Here is a 16,091-nt window from a genome sequence, read left to right on the forward strand (position 1 = left end):
GGAAACTCAGGGCATTATAACTGATGCTGTTTGAAAATATGAAAGAAAGCGCCTCCTTACATCTGGTCGTTCCTGGCAATCTTGGCGGGCAGCGTCTCGATCTGGCTTTGCAGCAAATGTTGCCGGATCATTCTCGCAGCCGATTACAGGCTTGGATCAAAGAAGGGCTGGTCTTGCTGGATGGCAAAGCACCAACAGCTAAAACCAAAGTCTGGGGCGGTGAGACGCTGGTCGTCACGCCACCTAAAAATGCACAGGAAAACGCATTTGAGCCTGAAGATATTGACTTGGATGTTGTCTATGAAGACGATGCCCTGATCATTATTAACAAGCCAGCCGGGCTGGTGGTGCATCCGGCTGCCGGTAACTGGAGCGGCACGCTGCTCAACGCTTTGCTGTTTCACTGGCCGTCACTCAAAGAAGTGCCGCGGGCAGGTATTGTGCACCGGCTGGATAAAGATACCAGCGGCTTGCTGGTGGTGGCTAAAACGCTGGAAGCACAAACCAGCCTGGTGCGCCAGTTGCAGGCACGTACGGTCAAGCGCGAATACCGCGCGATTGTGTGGGGGCAGTTATGGCGTAACGGCAAAGTCGACCAGCCGGTTGGCCGCCATCCGCACCACCGTACCAAAATGGCGGTGATCCGTCGCGGCCGTCCGGCCATCACGCATTACGAAATCCTCGAGCGCTTTGGCACCAACACTTATCTGCGCTGTAACCTCGAAACCGGCCGTACGCACCAGATCCGCGTGCATTTGCAGCATCTAAAAGCGCCCATGGTGGGGGATCCGATGTATGGCATCGGCAATATTATTCCGCACAAAATGATGACGCCAGAACTGCGCGAGGTGATTGGCAACTTTAAACGCCAGGCGTTACACGCTATTAAATTGGGTTTGATACACCCGGTCACCAATGAGCCGATGGAATGGCAGATTGAGTTGGCCGACGATATGCGTGAGTTGCTGGAAGCCATGCGTGTGGTCAAGCCGGTGGAAGAACTGCCGCCCCCGGATTTTAATGTCGATGAAAACGGTCTGTTTGTCGGGGACGATGACGAAGATTGGGGCGACGACGACTTTGATGATGACGCCGAATTGGATGATGAAGATTGGGCTGACGAGGACGAATAATGACTGGCTTAGCATTCATCACGCCTGACTGGCCCGCACCTGCCAATGTGAAAGCCTTGCAAACTACACGCAATGGTGGGGTGAGCATGGGCGTGTATGCCAGTTTGAATTTAGGCGATCATGTCAAAGACCAGCCACAGCATGTGGCAGCCAATCGGCAATTATTGAGCGCTTATATGCCCAGCGAACCGGTATGGTTGAACCAGGTGCACGGTGTGCGGGTGATTGACGCCGCTTTGTCCTCTTGCCTGGAAAGTGCAGATGCCAGCTTCAGCAGCCGTAAACAGGTGGTGTGTGTGACCATGACCGCAGATTGCCTGCCAGTGTTGCTCTGTGACCAGGCCGGAACGGCCGTGGCGGCCATTCATGCTGGCTGGCGCAGTTTGTGCGATGGCGTGATTGAAGCGACCATCGCTGCCATGCCGGTGCCTGCTAATCAACTCATGGCCTGGCTGGGGCCCGCCATTGGCCCGGAAGCATTTGAAGTGGGCGGTGAGGTAAGGGCGCAATTTATGGCGCAAGATACACAAGCCGAGTCTGCGTTTAAAGCCAAAGGCGATAAGTGGCTGGGCGATTTATACACCATTGCCGGGCAGCGTTTGCAAACATTAGGCGTGACGCAGGTATATGGTGGTGGACGCTGCACCTATAGCGAGCCGGAGACTTTCTTCAGCTTCAGGCGCGATGGGGATACTGGCCGCATGGGTAGTTTTATCTGGCTGGAATAAATGCTTTTGCCACAGAGTACACAGAGTACACAGAGTACACAGAGTACACAGAGTACACAGAGTACACAGAGTACACAGAGTACACAGAGTACACAGAGTACACAGAGTACACATAGAAAAAATTTTTGAGTGAGCCTGTCTTGCAATATTAAGACGTCATTGAATACCTGTTTTTCAGCTAAATCAGTCAAAAAATTGTTTTTAGTTTTCCTCTGTGTACTCTGTGTACTCTGTGACCTCTGTGGCTAAACAACTAAAAAAGTCATTCTAACGATTCACTCACAGTATTTTATGAAACAGCATTTAATTTTTGATTTAGACGGCACATTGATTGATTCTGCGCCAAGCATCCTGCATTGTTTTGGTCTGGCGTTTAGCACCACCAATACGCCTTTGGCAGCACCGTTGACGCATGATGTGATCGGCCCGCCGCTGATGGAAACGCTGAAGCGGCTTTCAGGTAGCGAGGATGCTACCTTATTAAACACACTGGCGGCGGCTTTCAAGCAGCATTACGACAGCACGGGCTGTTTGCAGTCCGTAGTGTTTGACGGTGTGCCAGCCATGTTGCAGAAACTGCAAGCACAGGGCTACCAGTTATATATTGCGACCAATAAGCGCTTTTACCCGACCGAAAGAATTATGGCGCATCTTGGCTGGCAGGCGTTTTTCAACGGCGTGTATGCATTGGATTATTTTAACCCTGCACTTAAATCCAAAGCCGAGATGATAGGGCGCGTGGTGGCAGACAACGGTTTGGCGGTAGACGATTGTTTGTATATTGGCGACCGTCTGGAAGACGGCATGTCAGCCGATGCCAACCAGATGGATTTTGCGCTGGTGAGCTGGGGCTATGCGGGCGATGTCGGCATGCGCAAACCACATTGGCATAGCTGCGCCAAGGTGCAGGACCTTGCTGGTTTAATCTCAACTTTATAGACTTTTTCATTATGCTCAAACGATTACGTGTTCGGCGCCATCCGGCAAGCTTTAGTACGGGTGTCGACCCTTTGTTGAGTGGTCAACGGGTCTGGCCGAATATCTTGCTGGTGGTTAGTCTGACGACATTAATCGCTGCGGGCATGTATCTGGATTGGGATGCCCGCGTGTTAGCCGGCGTGGCCGTGCTGGTCGGTTTGGTATCCGGGCTGTTTGTATGGCTGGTAGGCCTGATCGGCCTGGTACCACTGATTGGTCCCATTATCGTGAAAGTGTTGAGTTTCGGTTTTATCTGGTTGCTGAATGCGATGGGTTATCTGGTTTCTTATGTCGCGATTCGCCGTGGTTATTCACGTGATGTGCTGACTTATCGCGGACTGACCATGGCCTTATTGATCGGTATTGTCATTGGCTATATCGTGGCGCAGTTTATTTAGCGCTTGATCGCCTGCTAAAACCTTGCTTCTGGTAAAGGTTAACTATTTGTTTATGCTTTGTTTTTTTGATAACTCACGTATAATGCGCGCCTTCCAGCGATAAACACTGCATGATTGCCTTGACCACATTACTTTCTGACATTTCACCCTTTACCGGCATGGTGCTGGCTTGTTTGCTGGGTGGAGTCTTAAGCGTCTGTGTCGCAGCGATCTTTGCGCTCAATGCCAAAAAACATTGGGTGCCTTTGTTGGTAAGTTACGCCATTGGTGCCTTGCTGGCTGCGGTGTTTCTCGAAATCTTGCCGCATGCGATTGAAACCAGCCCCAATATAGAGGCGATGACTGCCACCATGCTGTTTGGCGTGTTACTGTTCTTTACCCTGGAAAAACTGGTGTTATGGCGCCATTGTCACGGTGAGCACTGTGAAATGCATGCCATGCATGATGAGGCACATTGTCCCGAGTTGCACCCGGAACAGCAGGCAGGCAAGAAGCCGCAAGGTGCGATCAAGTTTAAATTGCCACAGGCTCAGCCAGCGCAGGTGGTTGGGCATCATCATGGCCATGCCCACGATGGCGGCCGCAGTGGCTTGATGATTATGGTTGGCGATACCTTTCATAATTTTGTCGATGGCATCCTGATTTGTGCGGCCTTTATGGTTGATATGCAAGTCGGGTTGGTGACGGCATTGGCGATTATTGCGCATGAGATTCCACAAGAGGTAGGCGATTTCCTGATTTTGCTGCACTCCGGCTACAGCAAGAAAAAAGCATTCTTGTTTAATATAGGGTCCAGCCTGGCAACCCTGGCAGGTGGTTTACTGGCCTATCTGGCCTTAAACCTGGTGCAGCAATGGGTGCCATATATCCTCAGTTTGGCTGCCGCCAGCATGCTGTATGTGGCCGTGGCCGATTTGATTCCGGGCTTGCATAAACGCACGGCGTTGCGCGATACCCTGAGTCAGTTATTGTTAATTGTGTTGGGTGTGGCATCGGTCGCCCTGACCAAATGGTTGGTAGAAGGTTAAGAGAGAATCATTATGCAAAGTTCGCCTAAAGTCGGTTTTGTCTCGCTGGGTTGCCCAAAAGCCGGGTCTGACTCCGAGCGTATTTTGACCCAGTTGCGGGCCGAGGGCTATGAAATCAGCAACAGCTACGAGCAGTCTGACCTGGTGGTGGTCAATACTTGTGGCTTTATTGATTCTGCCGTGCAGGAATCGCTGGATGCAATTGGTGAGGCGCTCAACAAGAACGGTAAAGTGATTGTGACTGGCTGTCTGGGCGCCAAAAAAGACGTCGTTACCGGTGCGCACCCCAGCGTACTGGCGGTGACTGGCCCGCATGCGCTGGAAGAAGTCATGGGCCACGTCCACACACATCTGCCCAAGCCACATGATCCTTATATTGACCTGGTGCCGCCACAAGGCATCCGCCTGACGCCCAAGCATTATGCTTACCTCAAGATTTCAGAAGGCTGTAACCACCGTTGCAGCTTCTGCATTATCCCGAGTATGCGTGGTGACCTGGTCAGCCGTCCGATTGGTGATGTACTCAACGAAGCCGAAAGCCTGGTCAACGCCGGTGTGTCAGAAATTCTGGTGATTTCACAAGATACGTCAGCATATGGCGTAGATATGAAGTTCCGTAAAGGCTTCTGGAACGGCCGTCCGGTCAGGACCCATATGACAGAACTCAGTAAATCACTGGGCGAGCTGGGTGTGTGGGTGCGCTTGCATTATGTCTACCCATACCCGCATGTGGATGATGTGATTCCGCTGATGGCGGAGGGCGCGATTTTGCCGTATCTGGATGTGCCGCTGCAACACGCCAGTCCACGCATTCTCAAATCCATGAAACGCCCGGCCAGTAGCGAGAACAACCTGGCGCGTATCAAGGCCTGGCGCGATATCTGCCCTGAAATCGCCATCCGTAGTACTTTTATCGTCGGCTTCCCGGGTGAAACCGAAGACGACTTTAAAATGCTGCTCGACTTTATGGAAGAGGCACAGCTGGATCGTGTGGGTTGCTTTGCCTATTCTGCCGTCGATGGTGCAGTGGCGAATGCCTTGCCGGACCAGGTGGCTGAAGAAATCAAGCAGGAGCGTTTAAGCCGCTTTATGGAAGTGCAAGAGCGTATTAGTGCCGCTAAAGTAGCTGCCAAGATTGGTAGCCTGCAAACCGTGCTGGTGGATGAGCTGACTGAAGACGACGAAGGCAATGTCATTGCTATCGCGCGCACGAAAAGCGACGCGCCAGAAATTGATGGTATTGTTTATCTGCAGGATGCTGATGGTCTGAATCCGGGCGACTTTGTCGATGTGCAGATTGTGGACTCGCAAGGTCACGACTTGATTGGTGCGCCGCCAGAGGGTTAATCAGCCAGGATGTTATCCGCTGGGTCAAGTCGTAAAAAATGCCGCTATTGCGGCATTTTCTTATTGTAGGTGTCGCTTAGGCGATCACTGCCGGTCGTTCACAATCGGCGCGCTCAGCAAATACATCTAGCGTAAACGGGCAGCGCTTGAGCTTTTGTTGCGCTGTTTTGCGTTTGCCAGCCTGTTGCAGGTTGACATAAGGCGTTTGGCTTAAACGCACATAGCCGGATTGCAGTAATTTGCTGGCCGTGGTCTCAAACTGGCTCAACGGGTTATCCATATTTTGCAAGGTAATGCCTAGCTTGTGCACGGCGACCACATGATAAATCGCACTGGTTTGGCCAGGTGCGGCAGGTTTGCCATAAAGCTCGCCAACATGAATATCGTTGCTGAAAGTAGGGGATTGCGTCATGGCTGCATCATATCGCGTTTGCCTGCTGGCTTCAATCTGGTTGCGGCCATTTTGCACCAAGCTTAGGAGTCAGGCAGGAGTGCGGCTGCCATGTTAAAATGGCAGGCTTGAGCGTTCAGAGAGTCATCATGTCATCAGCTGTTAAAACCCGTTTTGCACCTAGCCCTACCGGATATCTTCATATTGGCGGCGCACGTACTGCCTTGTTTTCATGGGCATATGCCAAGCGCCATGGCGGGCAATTTATCCTGCGTATTGAAGATACTGATGTCGCACGTTCGACACCAGAGGCGGTGCAGGCGATTCTGGATGGCATGGCCTGGTTGCAGCTGGACCATGACGAAGGTCCGTTTTACCAGATGCAGCGCATGGATACTTACAAGAAAATCATCCAGAAAATGCTGGATGAAGGCCATGCTTATTATTGCTATTGCAGCAAAGAAGAGCTGGATGCCTTGCGTGAAACGCAAATGCAGCAGGGCGTAAAGCCGCGCTATGATGGCCGCTGGCGCCCGGAAACAGGCAAGGTCTTGCCGGAGGCGCCCAAAGATGTACCGCCTGTTGTGCGCTTTAAAAACCCGACTACTGGCGTGGTTGCATGGGACGATATGGTCAAAGGCCGTATCGAGATTGCCAATGCCGAGCTGGATGACCTGATTATTGCGCGTGCTGACGGCACGCCCACTTATAATTTTTGTGTGGTTGTCGATGACTGGGAAATGGGCGTGACGCAGGTGATCCGTGGTGATGACCACGTCAATAACACGCCGCGCCAGATCAATATGTTGCAGGCTTTGGGCGCGCAAGTGCCTCAATATGCGCATTTGTCCATGATCCTCGGCGATGACGGCCAGAAATTATCCAAGCGCCATGGCGCCGTGAGTGTGATGCAGTATCACGAAGACGGTTATCTGCGTGAAGCGGTGCTTAACTACCTGGCACGCTTGGGCTGGTCACATGGTGATGATGAAGTATTCAGTATGGAGCAGTTCTGTGCGTGGTTTGATCTTGATCATATCACGCCTTCTGCGGCGCAGTTTAATACCGAGAAACTCAACTGGCTCAATGCACATTACATTAAAAGCTTGCCACTAGCGCAAATTGCGGACGAAGTGAAGCCGCGCCTGGCTGCGCTGGGTATCACGGAAACGCAGTCGCCAGACTTGCTGGCGGTGCTGAATTTATACCGTGAGCGGGCTAACAACCTGAATCAACTGGCAAAAGAAATTGCGTTCTTCTACCAGATGCCTGCGATCAATGAAGCAGATGCGACCAAACACATTCAGGAAGAAACATCTGCGTATATCGAAAGCTTTTTGCAAAAGACTCAAGATTCTGCCTGGACTGCCGATAACTTACACGATGCGCTAAATCAGGTCGTGGCTGAGCAACAGATTAAATTTCCCAAATTGGCCATGCCATTACGGGTGGCTTTAATCGGGATTGCACAGTCACCCAGCATTGATCAGGTGATGTCGATATTGGGTAAAGAGGCTTGTTTGCAGCGTATTCGCGCATTATTTCCAAAAAAATAAGGTGCGGGGATTGAAATTGGAACAAATTAGTACAATCATAGTCATTATGAGGGATTGGTGTTCAAGATAATAAAACTCCAATACGATTAAAACAAACAAGGAGCAATTCTATGAATAATAAAGGCCAAATGTTACAAGACCCTTTTCTGAACGCCTTAAGAAAAGAACACGTGCAAGTGTCTATTTATCTGGTTAATGGTATCAAACTGCAAGGTCAGGTTGACTCTTTTGACCAATATGTGATTTTGTTAAAAAATACAGTGACCCAAATGGTGTACAAGCACGCGATTTCAACCATCGTTCCAGCGCGTCCGGTCAGTTTGGCGCCACACGAAACAGCACAAGAATCTTAATGCATGTTTGATAGGCCAAGCGGCGGAGATGCCGTCGTTCTGGTCAGCGTCAATTTTGGTGATGCTGACTACGAAGAAAGTTTGCAAGAACTCCGCCACCTCGCCGGCACTGCCGGATTGAATATCTCAGCGACGCTGGAAGGCAAGCGTCAGGCACCCGATCCCAAATATTTTATCGGCTCTGGTAAGGCAGATGAGCTCAAGGCATTGTTGGCAGCGCACGATAGCAAGGTGGCTGCCTTTAACCATGATTTGAGTCCGTCGCAGCAGCGTAACCTCGAAAAACTGCTCGAAGCACGCGTTGTTGATCGCACCGGTCTCATCCTGGATATTTTTGCCCAGCGTGCGCAGTCGCACGAGGGTAAGTTGCAGGTAGAGCTAGCGCAGCTGGAGCATCTGTCTACACGGCTGGTGCGTGGCTGGACCCACCTTGAACGCCAAAAAGGTGGTATCGGTGTGCGTGGCGGCCCAGGTGAAACACAGTTGGAGCTGGATAGACGCATGCTGCGCGTACGCGTCAAGCAACTGCGTGAAAAACTGGACAAACTCAAGCAGCAGCGCGGGATGCAGCGGCGTGCACGCAAACGCTCCAACCTGATGACCGTGTCTCTGGTCGGCTATACCAACGCTGGTAAATCGACCTTGTTTAACCGTTTAACGCATTCTGGCGTCTATGCGGCAGATCAGCTATTTGCCACGCTTGATACCACTTCACGCAAAATGCATCTGCCTGATGGCTATCCCGTGGTGCTTTCAGACACGGTTGGTTTTATCAAGCATTTGCCCACTACACTGATTGAAGCCTTTGGTGCGACGCTGGAAGAAGCGGCACAAGCAGATTTATTGCTGCACATTGTCGATGTCGCCAGCCCTAACCGCGATAATCAAATTGAGCAGGTCAACATTGTGCTGAACGAGATTGGCGCCGCCAATGTCCCACAGGTTCTGGTATTGAACCAGATAGACCGCATGGGCATGGCGCCAGGAATTGATAGAGACGAGTATGGTAACATCCGTACAGTGCGCGTCTCGGCTAGAGAAGGCACTGGTATTGATGATTTACGCCAGGCGTTGTTGGAGCATCAGCAATATTTGAAAAAACTGAGCACTGAAGAGCGTGCTTATGTTTAAAAGATCAAAAAAACACGGAGTACTAGCATGAGAAAATTCCCCGGCTTTTGGAATAAGAATAACGAAGGCCCGCCTGACCTGGATGAGGTATTCAAGGATTTGAATCAAAAGCTGAATCGTTTGTTTGGCAACAAAGGCGGACAGGGTGGCCCACGTGGCAGTTCACCTGCACCGCAACCATTGCCAGTGGCGCCTATTTTAGGCCTGGTCGCGCTTATTTGGCTGGGCTCAGGCTTTTATATTGTTGATCAGGGTTCGCGTGGTGTGGTATTGCGTTTCGGCCAGCATGTTGAGACCACCATGCCTGGTCCGCGCTGGCATTTGCCGTTCCCGATTGAAACCATCGAAAACGTTAACCTGGAGCAGGTGCGTACCATTGAAATGGGCTATCGCTCATTTGAAGGCGAGTCTGGCCGCAGCAAAGAGCTCCGAGAGTCTTTGATGCTGACCGATGATGAAAACATCATCGACTTGCAAGTTGCGGTGCAATATAACCTGAAGTCTGTTGAGGATTACCAGTTTAGCAACCGTTCGACTGAAGAAAGCGTACGTGGCGTAGCAGAAACCGCGATTCGTGAAATCGTTGGTAAAAGCAAAATGGACTTTGTACTGTATGAAGGCCGTGATGATGTGGCGGCCAAAGCCAAAAAGCTGATGCAGGACATGCTGGACAGGTATAAATCTGGCATCAATGTGGTTAACGTGACCATGCAGAATGCGCAACCACCAGAGCAGGTGCAAGCCGCGTTTGATGATGCAGTGAAAGCCAAGCAGGATTTGGAGCGCCAGAAGAATGAAGGCCAGGCCTATGCGAATGATGTAATTCCTAAGGCGCGAGGCACTGCCTCTCGTTTGACCGAAGAGGCGGCAGGTTACAAGTTGCGTGTAGAAAACGAAGCCAAGGGTAATGCTGACCGATTCGAGCAGGTGCTGTCGCAATATAACAAAGCGCCTGAAGTGACACGCCAGCGCCTGTATCTGGATGCGCAAGAGCATATCTTAGCCAATACCAGCAAAGTGCTGGTAGACCAGAAGGGTGGCAATAGCCTGCTGTATTTGCCGCTGGATAAACTCATGACCATGAGTGGTGCAGGCAATAATGCGGCATCTGCACCTGCGACAACGGCTGACAAGCCGGTGCAGGAACCACAAGCCGACGCAAGCACCTCGGATCGCTCGCGTGATGCGATGAGAAGCCGCGATCGTGAATATCGCTAGATTGCCCTGAAGGAATATACATATGAGAAATATTGGAAGTCTGTTAATCGGGGTGTTTGTTCTACTGGTGATCATTACCTCTTCGGCCTATACCGTTGATCAGCGTGAATATGCACTGGTGTTCCGTCTGGGTGAGATCGTGTCCGTAAAGAGCGAGCCCGGCCTCTACTTCAAGATGCCTATGGTGGAAAATATCCGCTATTACGACAAACGCATTCTGACCCTGAACTGGGAAGAGCCAGACCGCTTTATTACCAGCGAGAAGAAAAACGTCTTGGTGGATTCGTTTGTGAAGTGGCGCATTGTTGATCCGTCCAAATACTATGTGTCTGTGCGTGGGGATGAAGTGCAAGCTGAGCGTCGCCTGTCGCAGATGGTGAATGATGGTTTGCGAGCCGAGTTTGGTAAGCGCACTATTCATGATGTGGTATCTGGTGAGCGTTCCGAAATCATGGAGATTCTGCGTCAGCGTGCCGACAAAGAAAGTCGCCAGATGGGCATCCAGATTCTGGATGTACGTTTGCGCCGTGTCGACTTGCCAAAAGAGGTGAGTGAGTCTGTGTATCAGCGTATGGAGGCCGAGCGTAAGTCGGTGGCCAACGAGTTGCGTTCACAAGGTGCAGCAGCGGCTGAAAAAATCCGTGCGGATGCCGACAGGCAGCGTGAAGTGATTATTGCCGAAGCTTACCGTGATGCGCAAAAAGTCAAGGGCGAGGGCGATGCCAAGGCGTCTGAAGTCTACGCACAGGCATTTGGTAAAAACCCCGAGTTTTATGCTTTTTACCGCAGCCAGGAAGCTTATAAAAACAGCTTCAAGAGCAAGTCTGACGTGATGGTCATTGATCAAAGCTCTGACTTCTTTAAATATATGCGTAGCAGTGGCAAGAAGTAACTTGTTGTCTGTGGCTGCTTAGCTGACTTGTCGATGAACTGGTGGTGGCTGATTGGTGGAGTGTTGCTGATTGAAGGTTTGATGCCATTGCTGTTTACGCGCGCATGGCGTCAAACATTTGAAAAGCTATTGCAGTTGCAAGATGGTCAGATACGCTTTGTTGGCTTTGCCTCTGCGGCGATCGGGATACTTATTTTGTGGCTGAACCGTTAAATACCAGCTTGAAGTAAAAAAGCACGCATGATGGCGTGCTTTTTTATTGGTTTTCTACGCAAGACCTGAAGATCGCCATTGCTAAAGCCGTGCTTTAGATAGGGGTTTGCGGGTATAATGACGGGATGCATAATTGGTTACTTCCTGAATATATTGAAGACGTATTGCCTGCTGAAGCGGCGCGTCTTGAGTCTTATCGCCGACAATTGCTGGACTTGTTCCGCGTCCATGGTTACCAATATGTGGTGCCGCCGATGATGGAATACGTGGAGTCTTTGTTGACCGGCACTGGCCATGATCTGGACATTGCGACCTTTAAAGTGGTTGACCAGTTAACCGGTCGCCTGATGGGTTTGCGCGCGGATACGACACCGCAAGCCGCGCGCATCGATGCGCATATGTTGAACCATCAAGGCGTTTCGCGCCTGTGCTATGCCGGTACGGTGCTGCGCACCAAGCCTGATGGTTTGGCACGCACACGTGAGCCACTGCAATTGGGCGCTGAGCTGTATGGTCACGCCGGGATTGAGAGCGATATTGAAGTGCAGCGACTGATGGTGAAAGCCTTGCAGTTGTTAGGCATGCGCACTTTGTTCGTAGACCTGAGTCACGCAGCGGTTTTTGCCAGCCTCTCGCATATGGCACAGTTGGGTGTACAGCAGGAGCAGGCGTTGCAGGCGGCTTTACAGGCAAAAGACATCACATTGGTAGAGCAGTTAGTCATTAATTTGCCTGAAAAATCCCGCCAGGCTTTTGTTGCGCTGACGCAGTTGAACGGTGGTATTGAGGTGCTGGATCAAGCGCGTGATGTGTTGCCAGAATCTGAAGAGATTGAACAGGCTTTACGTGAGTTGGAAGCCGTGGCCAAAACGCTGACCACGGATGATGTCACCGTCACCATTGATTTGAGCGAGCTGCGTGGTTATCACTATCACAGCGGCATGGTGTTTGCGGCATACGCCAAAGGCTATGCAGGACCGATCGCATTGGGCGGACGTTATGACGAAGTCGGCGCGGCATTTGGGCGTGCGCGTCCGGCAACCGGATTTAGCCTGGATTTGCGTGGCGCATTACAAGCATTGGGCCCGGCAACATTGCATAAAGGGATTCTGGCGCCAGTGGTTACAGAACCCGAATTATTGTCACTGATAGATACCTTACGTTCTCAGGGGCAGATTGTGGTGGAAGCATTGCCCGATATGCCTGTGAACTATTCTGAATTGGCTTGTGACCGCACTTTGCAAAAAGTAGATGGCCACTGGCAAGTGGTGGCTGTGTAACACAGCGTACCCTTTTTTGTTTTTACAAGATATTGATTGAACATGACACAATTTAAGCAAGCAAAAAACGTCGTTGTGATTGGTACCCAATGGGGCGACGAAGGTAAAGGTAAAATCGTAGACTGGTTGACGGATCACGCCCAAGGCGTCGTGCGCTTTCAGGGCGGTCATAACGCTGGTCATACCTTGGTCGTTGGTCAGGGGGCTGCACAAAAAGTGTACAAGCTCAATCTGGTGCCTTCTGGCATTGTGCGTGATGGCGTCAATTGCTATATCGGTAACGGTGTGGTGCTCGATACTACGCATTTGCTGCATGAGATTTCTACCTTGGAGCAAGGCGGCCTGGATGTTAAAAACCGCCTGAAAGTCAGCCCTGGCTGCCCATTGATTCTGTCACATCACGTTGCTGTTGACTTGGCACGTGAAGCCAAGCGTAGCGCCGAGAAAAAGATCGGCACCACCGGTAAAGGCATCGGCCCCGCTTATGAAGACAAAGTCGCTAGACGTGCTTTGCGTGTGTACGACTTGTTCCATCCGGAACGCTTTGCCGAAAAATTACGTGAAGTCATGGACTACCATAACTTCGTATTGACTAATTACTTGGGCGCAGCGGCTGTCGACTTTCAACAGCAATATGACGCCAGCATGCAACACGCAGTCGCGTTGAAACCTATGGTGGCCGATATTTCAGCAGCTCTGTACGACGCCAATGCGCGCGGCGAACACCTGTTGTTTGAAGGTGCGCAGGGCACCTTGCTCGACGTTGACCATGGTACGTATCCTTATGTGACCTCCAGCAACTGTATCGCTGGCCAAGCCTCAGCGGGTACCGGTGTCGGCGCCAATATGTTGCATTACGTGTTGGGTATCACCAAAGCCTACACCACCCGTGTGGGTGGCGGTCCGTTCCCGAGCGAGCTGGATATCGATACCGAAGGCGCACCTGGTCACCAGATGTCTAACAAAGGCCAGGAAATCGGTACCGTGACCCGTCGCAAGCGTCGTTGTGGCTGGTTTGATGCCGCCGCTTTGCGTCGCTCAGCCCGTATCAATGGTTTGACAGGCCTGTGCATTACCAAGCTGGATGTGCTTGATGGCATTGAGTCACTGGATATTTGTACCGGGTACAAACTGGATGGCAAAATCGTTGACATGCTGCCAGTCGGCGCTGATGATGTCGCGCGTTGTGAGCCTATCTACGAAACTGTACCGGGCTGGACTGAAACGACTTTTGGCGCAAAAACGTGGGATGCACTGCCTAAAAATGCACAGCATTACCTCAAGCGTTTGGAAGCCGTGTGCGGTGTGCCGATTGCGATTGTGTCTACCGGCCCAGAGCGTGACGAAACCATTGTCCTGCAACATCCTTTTGCTTAAGCATAAGAGTCCGTTGATATGAGTGCACAACGACTGGCCTGGGCAATTACGGGTTCTGGCCACTACTTGCGTGAATCATTGGCCATTCTGCAAACCTTGCAGGATGTGGATATCTATCTCAGTCGCGCTGCGTCTGAAATCATCCAGCAATACGGGTTCCAATCCGCGTTGGAAGCCACGGGTCACAAGGTCTATCAGGACAAAACGGCCAGCAGTGTGCCAGTCGAGCGCTTTTATGAAGGTGTGTATCACACACTGGTGGTTTCGCCAGCGACCTCTAATACCATCGCCAAAATGGCCTACGGATTTTCTGACAGCCTGGTGACCAACCTGTTCGCGCAAGCGGGTAAAACACGTGTACACAGCATTTTGTTTGCTTGTGATACTGCCCCAGAGCTGGAATCTGAAGCGCCGCGCGATCATGTCGTAAAAGTATTCCCGCGCCAGATTGACCTCGACAACGTGGCTAAGTTAAAGCAGTTTGCTGATACCACGGTGGTCGAGGATATGGCTGCTTTGCAAAATGCCATTATGCAGCGATTGGCTGCATGCCATGATCTGCATTTGCACGATGGCATACAGGTGCTAGATACGCTCACAGAGTAAACCCATGACACGGCTGCTGTTCCTCACCGGAAAACTGGCAGAACACAGTCTGCGCCAAATATTGCAGTCCATTCAGGCTGACAGTAAACAGTCTCCTTTCGAGTATGAAGTCAAACAAATTGGCGTGTCTGTTGCTGCTTTGATGACGCCGCCTTTAATTGCACGACGTCTGGCAAAAGTGGAGAATATAGACAAGGTCATTTTGCCTGGCTTATGCCAGGGCGATTTGGCACTGCTTGAGGCGCAATGGGGCGTGCCGGTGGAACGAGGACCAAAAGACTTGAAAGATTTGCCACAATACTTTGGCCAGCAAGGTAAAGCGCCAGACCTGACGCAACATAGCGTCACTATTTTTGCTGAAATTGTCGATGCACCAGACCTCACTGTTGCGCAAATTGTGGCTAAGGCCAGCCATTTTCAGCAACAGGGTGCGGACGTTATCGACCTGGGCTGTCTGCCGGGTAAAGCCTTTGCCCATATGACAGACGCAGTACAGGCACTGAAAACGCAAGGTTTTCAGGTCAGTGTAGATTCCATGCGCGATGAGGACTTACTGGCGGCGGGGAAGGCGGGTGCCGATTACCTGCTGAGTTTGCATGAAAAGAATTTGTGGATTGCTGATGAAGTCGCGGCCACGCCGATCTTAATTCCGGCAGTACCTGGCAGTTTTGCCAGCTTGCAGCGTGCGATTGAGCATTGCTTAAAGCGCGGCCGACGTTTTATTGCTGACCCGATTCTGGATCCTATTCATTTTGGCCTGACTGACTCCATTGTGCGCTATCACAAATTGCGCAAAAAATACCCGGATATTGCCATCATGATGGGCGTAGGCAACCTGACCGAGCTGACCGATGCCGATACTACCGGCGTCAATGCCTTGTTGTTTGGCATGATCAGTGAGTTGAATATCAACGCCGTACTGGCAACGTCAGTGAGTCCACATGCCAGCGAAGCCGTGGCTGAGGCAGATGTGGCGCGCCGCGTTATGTATCGTGCCAGCCAGGATAAGCGCCTGCCGCGCGGCTATTCGAATGGTTTGCTTGGCTTACATGACCGCAAGCCGTTCCCTTATAGTGCTGAAGAAATCATGGCAATGGCGAGCCAGATCAAAGACCCCAGTTTTCGCATTATGGTGAGCGAGCAGGGGGTGCATGTTTATAATCGGGATGGCATTCAGCACGACACGGACCCATACCGTTTTTACCCGACATTAAACGTGCAGGATGACGCATCGCACGCGTTTTACCTGGGCGTTGAACTGGCACGCGCGCAAATCGCCTGGCAGTTGAAAAAGCGCTATGTACAAGACGAGTTGCTGGAGTGGGGCGTGGCCTCGGTGCAACAAAACAAGAAAGCCAAAGTAGCCCACCGCGAGGCCTCTATCCAGGAACGTTTGGAGAACGCGCGCACCAAATCTAATGACAATACAACGCCTGATAGCCCTACATCGGGCACGGAATAA

Annotated in this window: 17 protein-coding genes; 16 read left to right on the forward strand and 1 reads right to left on the reverse strand. The window is 51.4% G+C overall.

Going from position 1 to position 16,091, the window contains the following annotated elements; all coding sequences use genetic code 11:
* Positions 1 to 23 precede the first annotated feature (23 nt).
* The 6 genes from rluD to rimO all read left to right on the forward strand — a co-directional run bounded on the left by rluD (position 24) and on the right by rimO (position 5,612).
* The gene (gene rluD, locus MET42_RS0106930; RefSeq protein ID WP_019882140.1) at positions 24 to 1,133 is read left to right on the forward strand and encodes a 23S rRNA pseudouridine(1911/1915/1917) synthase RluD; all 1,110 of its coding nucleotides are present in this window, start codon (positions 24 to 26) and stop codon (positions 1,131 to 1,133) included.
* Positions 1,133 to 1,861 (forward strand): peptidoglycan editing factor PgeF, encoded by a 729-nt coding sequence (pgeF, locus tag MET42_RS0106935; RefSeq protein ID WP_019882141.1) that lies wholly within the window; start codon positions 1,133 to 1,135, stop codon positions 1,859 to 1,861. Before rluD ends, pgeF begins: the two co-directional genes overlap by 1 nt.
* A gap of 291 nt (positions 1,862 to 2,152) precedes the next feature.
* The gene (locus MET42_RS0106940; protein WP_019882142.1) at positions 2,153 to 2,800 is read left to right on the forward strand and encodes an HAD family hydrolase; all 648 of its coding nucleotides are present in this window, start codon (positions 2,153 to 2,155) and stop codon (positions 2,798 to 2,800) included.
* Positions 2,801 to 2,811: 11 nt separating this feature from the next.
* Positions 2,812 to 3,237, forward strand: coding sequence for a hypothetical protein (locus MET42_RS0106945; RefSeq protein WP_019882143.1), 426 nt, complete (start codon positions 2,812 to 2,814; stop codon positions 3,235 to 3,237).
* Positions 3,238 to 3,347: 110 nt separating this feature from the next.
* Positions 3,348 to 4,265, forward strand: coding sequence for a ZIP family metal transporter (locus MET42_RS0106950; RefSeq protein WP_019882144.1), 918 nt, complete (start codon positions 3,348 to 3,350; stop codon positions 4,263 to 4,265).
* A gap of 12 nt (positions 4,266 to 4,277) precedes the next feature.
* Positions 4,278 to 5,612: a 30S ribosomal protein S12 methylthiotransferase RimO gene (gene rimO / locus MET42_RS0106955; protein ID WP_019882145.1), complete on the forward strand. Its 1,335-nt coding sequence runs from the start codon at positions 4,278 to 4,280 to the stop codon at positions 5,610 to 5,612.
* A 76-nt stretch (positions 5,613 to 5,688) separates the two neighbouring features.
* Here rimO and MET42_RS14360 read toward each other — a convergent pair whose 3' ends face one another.
* The gene (locus tag MET42_RS14360) at positions 5,689 to 6,024 is read right to left on the reverse strand and encodes a hypothetical protein (RefSeq protein WP_198289763.1); all 336 of its coding nucleotides are present in this window, start codon (positions 6,022 to 6,024) and stop codon (positions 5,689 to 5,691) included.
* A 128-nt stretch (positions 6,025 to 6,152) separates the two neighbouring features.
* Here MET42_RS14360 and gltX point away from each other — a divergent pair, with 128 nt between their 5' ends.
* From gltX to MET42_RS0107015, 10 genes are all read left to right on the forward strand, one after another.
* Positions 6,153 to 7,559 carry a glutamate--tRNA ligase gene (gene gltX, locus MET42_RS0106965; RefSeq protein ID WP_019915234.1) on the forward strand — a complete coding sequence of 469 codons (1,407 nt, stop codon included), beginning with the start codon at positions 6,153 to 6,155 and terminating at the stop codon, positions 7,557 to 7,559.
* A 110-nt stretch (positions 7,560 to 7,669) separates the two neighbouring features.
* Positions 7,670 to 7,912, forward strand: a complete 243-nt coding sequence (hfq, locus tag MET42_RS0106970) for an RNA chaperone Hfq (protein ID WP_019882148.1) — start codon at positions 7,670 to 7,672, stop codon at positions 7,910 to 7,912.
* A 3-nt stretch (positions 7,913 to 7,915) separates the two neighbouring features.
* Positions 7,916 to 9,043: a GTPase HflX gene (gene hflX / locus MET42_RS0106975; protein ID WP_019882149.1), complete on the forward strand. Its 1,128-nt coding sequence runs from the start codon at positions 7,916 to 7,918 to the stop codon at positions 9,041 to 9,043.
* 27 nt (positions 9,044 to 9,070) lie between these two features.
* A complete protein-coding gene (hflK, locus tag MET42_RS0106980; RefSeq protein WP_019882150.1) occupies positions 9,071 to 10,261 on the forward strand; it encodes an FtsH protease activity modulator HflK in 1,191 nt (396 codons plus the stop codon).
* A gap of 22 nt (positions 10,262 to 10,283) precedes the next feature.
* On the forward strand, positions 10,284 to 11,153 hold the full coding sequence (hflC, locus tag MET42_RS0106985; RefSeq protein ID WP_019882151.1) for a protease modulator HflC: 870 nt from the start codon (positions 10,284 to 10,286) through the stop codon (positions 11,151 to 11,153).
* 33 nt (positions 11,154 to 11,186) lie between these two features.
* Positions 11,187 to 11,366: a DUF2065 domain-containing protein gene (locus MET42_RS0106990; RefSeq protein ID WP_019882152.1), complete on the forward strand. Its 180-nt coding sequence runs from the start codon at positions 11,187 to 11,189 to the stop codon at positions 11,364 to 11,366.
* A gap of 125 nt (positions 11,367 to 11,491) precedes the next feature.
* Entirely contained in the window at positions 11,492 to 12,646 is a 1,155-nt protein-coding gene (locus MET42_RS0107000) for an ATP phosphoribosyltransferase regulatory subunit (RefSeq protein WP_019882154.1), read from the forward strand.
* Positions 12,647 to 12,688: 42 nt separating this feature from the next.
* Positions 12,689 to 14,023, forward strand: coding sequence for an adenylosuccinate synthase (locus tag MET42_RS0107005; protein ID WP_019882155.1), 1,335 nt, complete (start codon positions 12,689 to 12,691; stop codon positions 14,021 to 14,023).
* Between the two features lie 18 nt (positions 14,024 to 14,041).
* Positions 14,042 to 14,629: a flavoprotein gene (locus MET42_RS0107010; protein ID WP_019882156.1), complete on the forward strand. Its 588-nt coding sequence runs from the start codon at positions 14,042 to 14,044 to the stop codon at positions 14,627 to 14,629.
* Positions 14,630 to 14,633: 4 nt separating this feature from the next.
* Entirely contained in the window at positions 14,634 to 16,091 is a 1,458-nt protein-coding gene (locus MET42_RS0107015; protein WP_019882157.1) for a DUF6513 domain-containing protein, read from the forward strand.

The sequence above is a fragment of the Methylophilus sp. 42 genome (genome assembly GCF_000384155.1).
In the GTDB taxonomy this organism is placed as follows: Bacteria; Pseudomonadota; Gammaproteobacteria; order Burkholderiales; family Methylophilaceae; genus Methylophilus.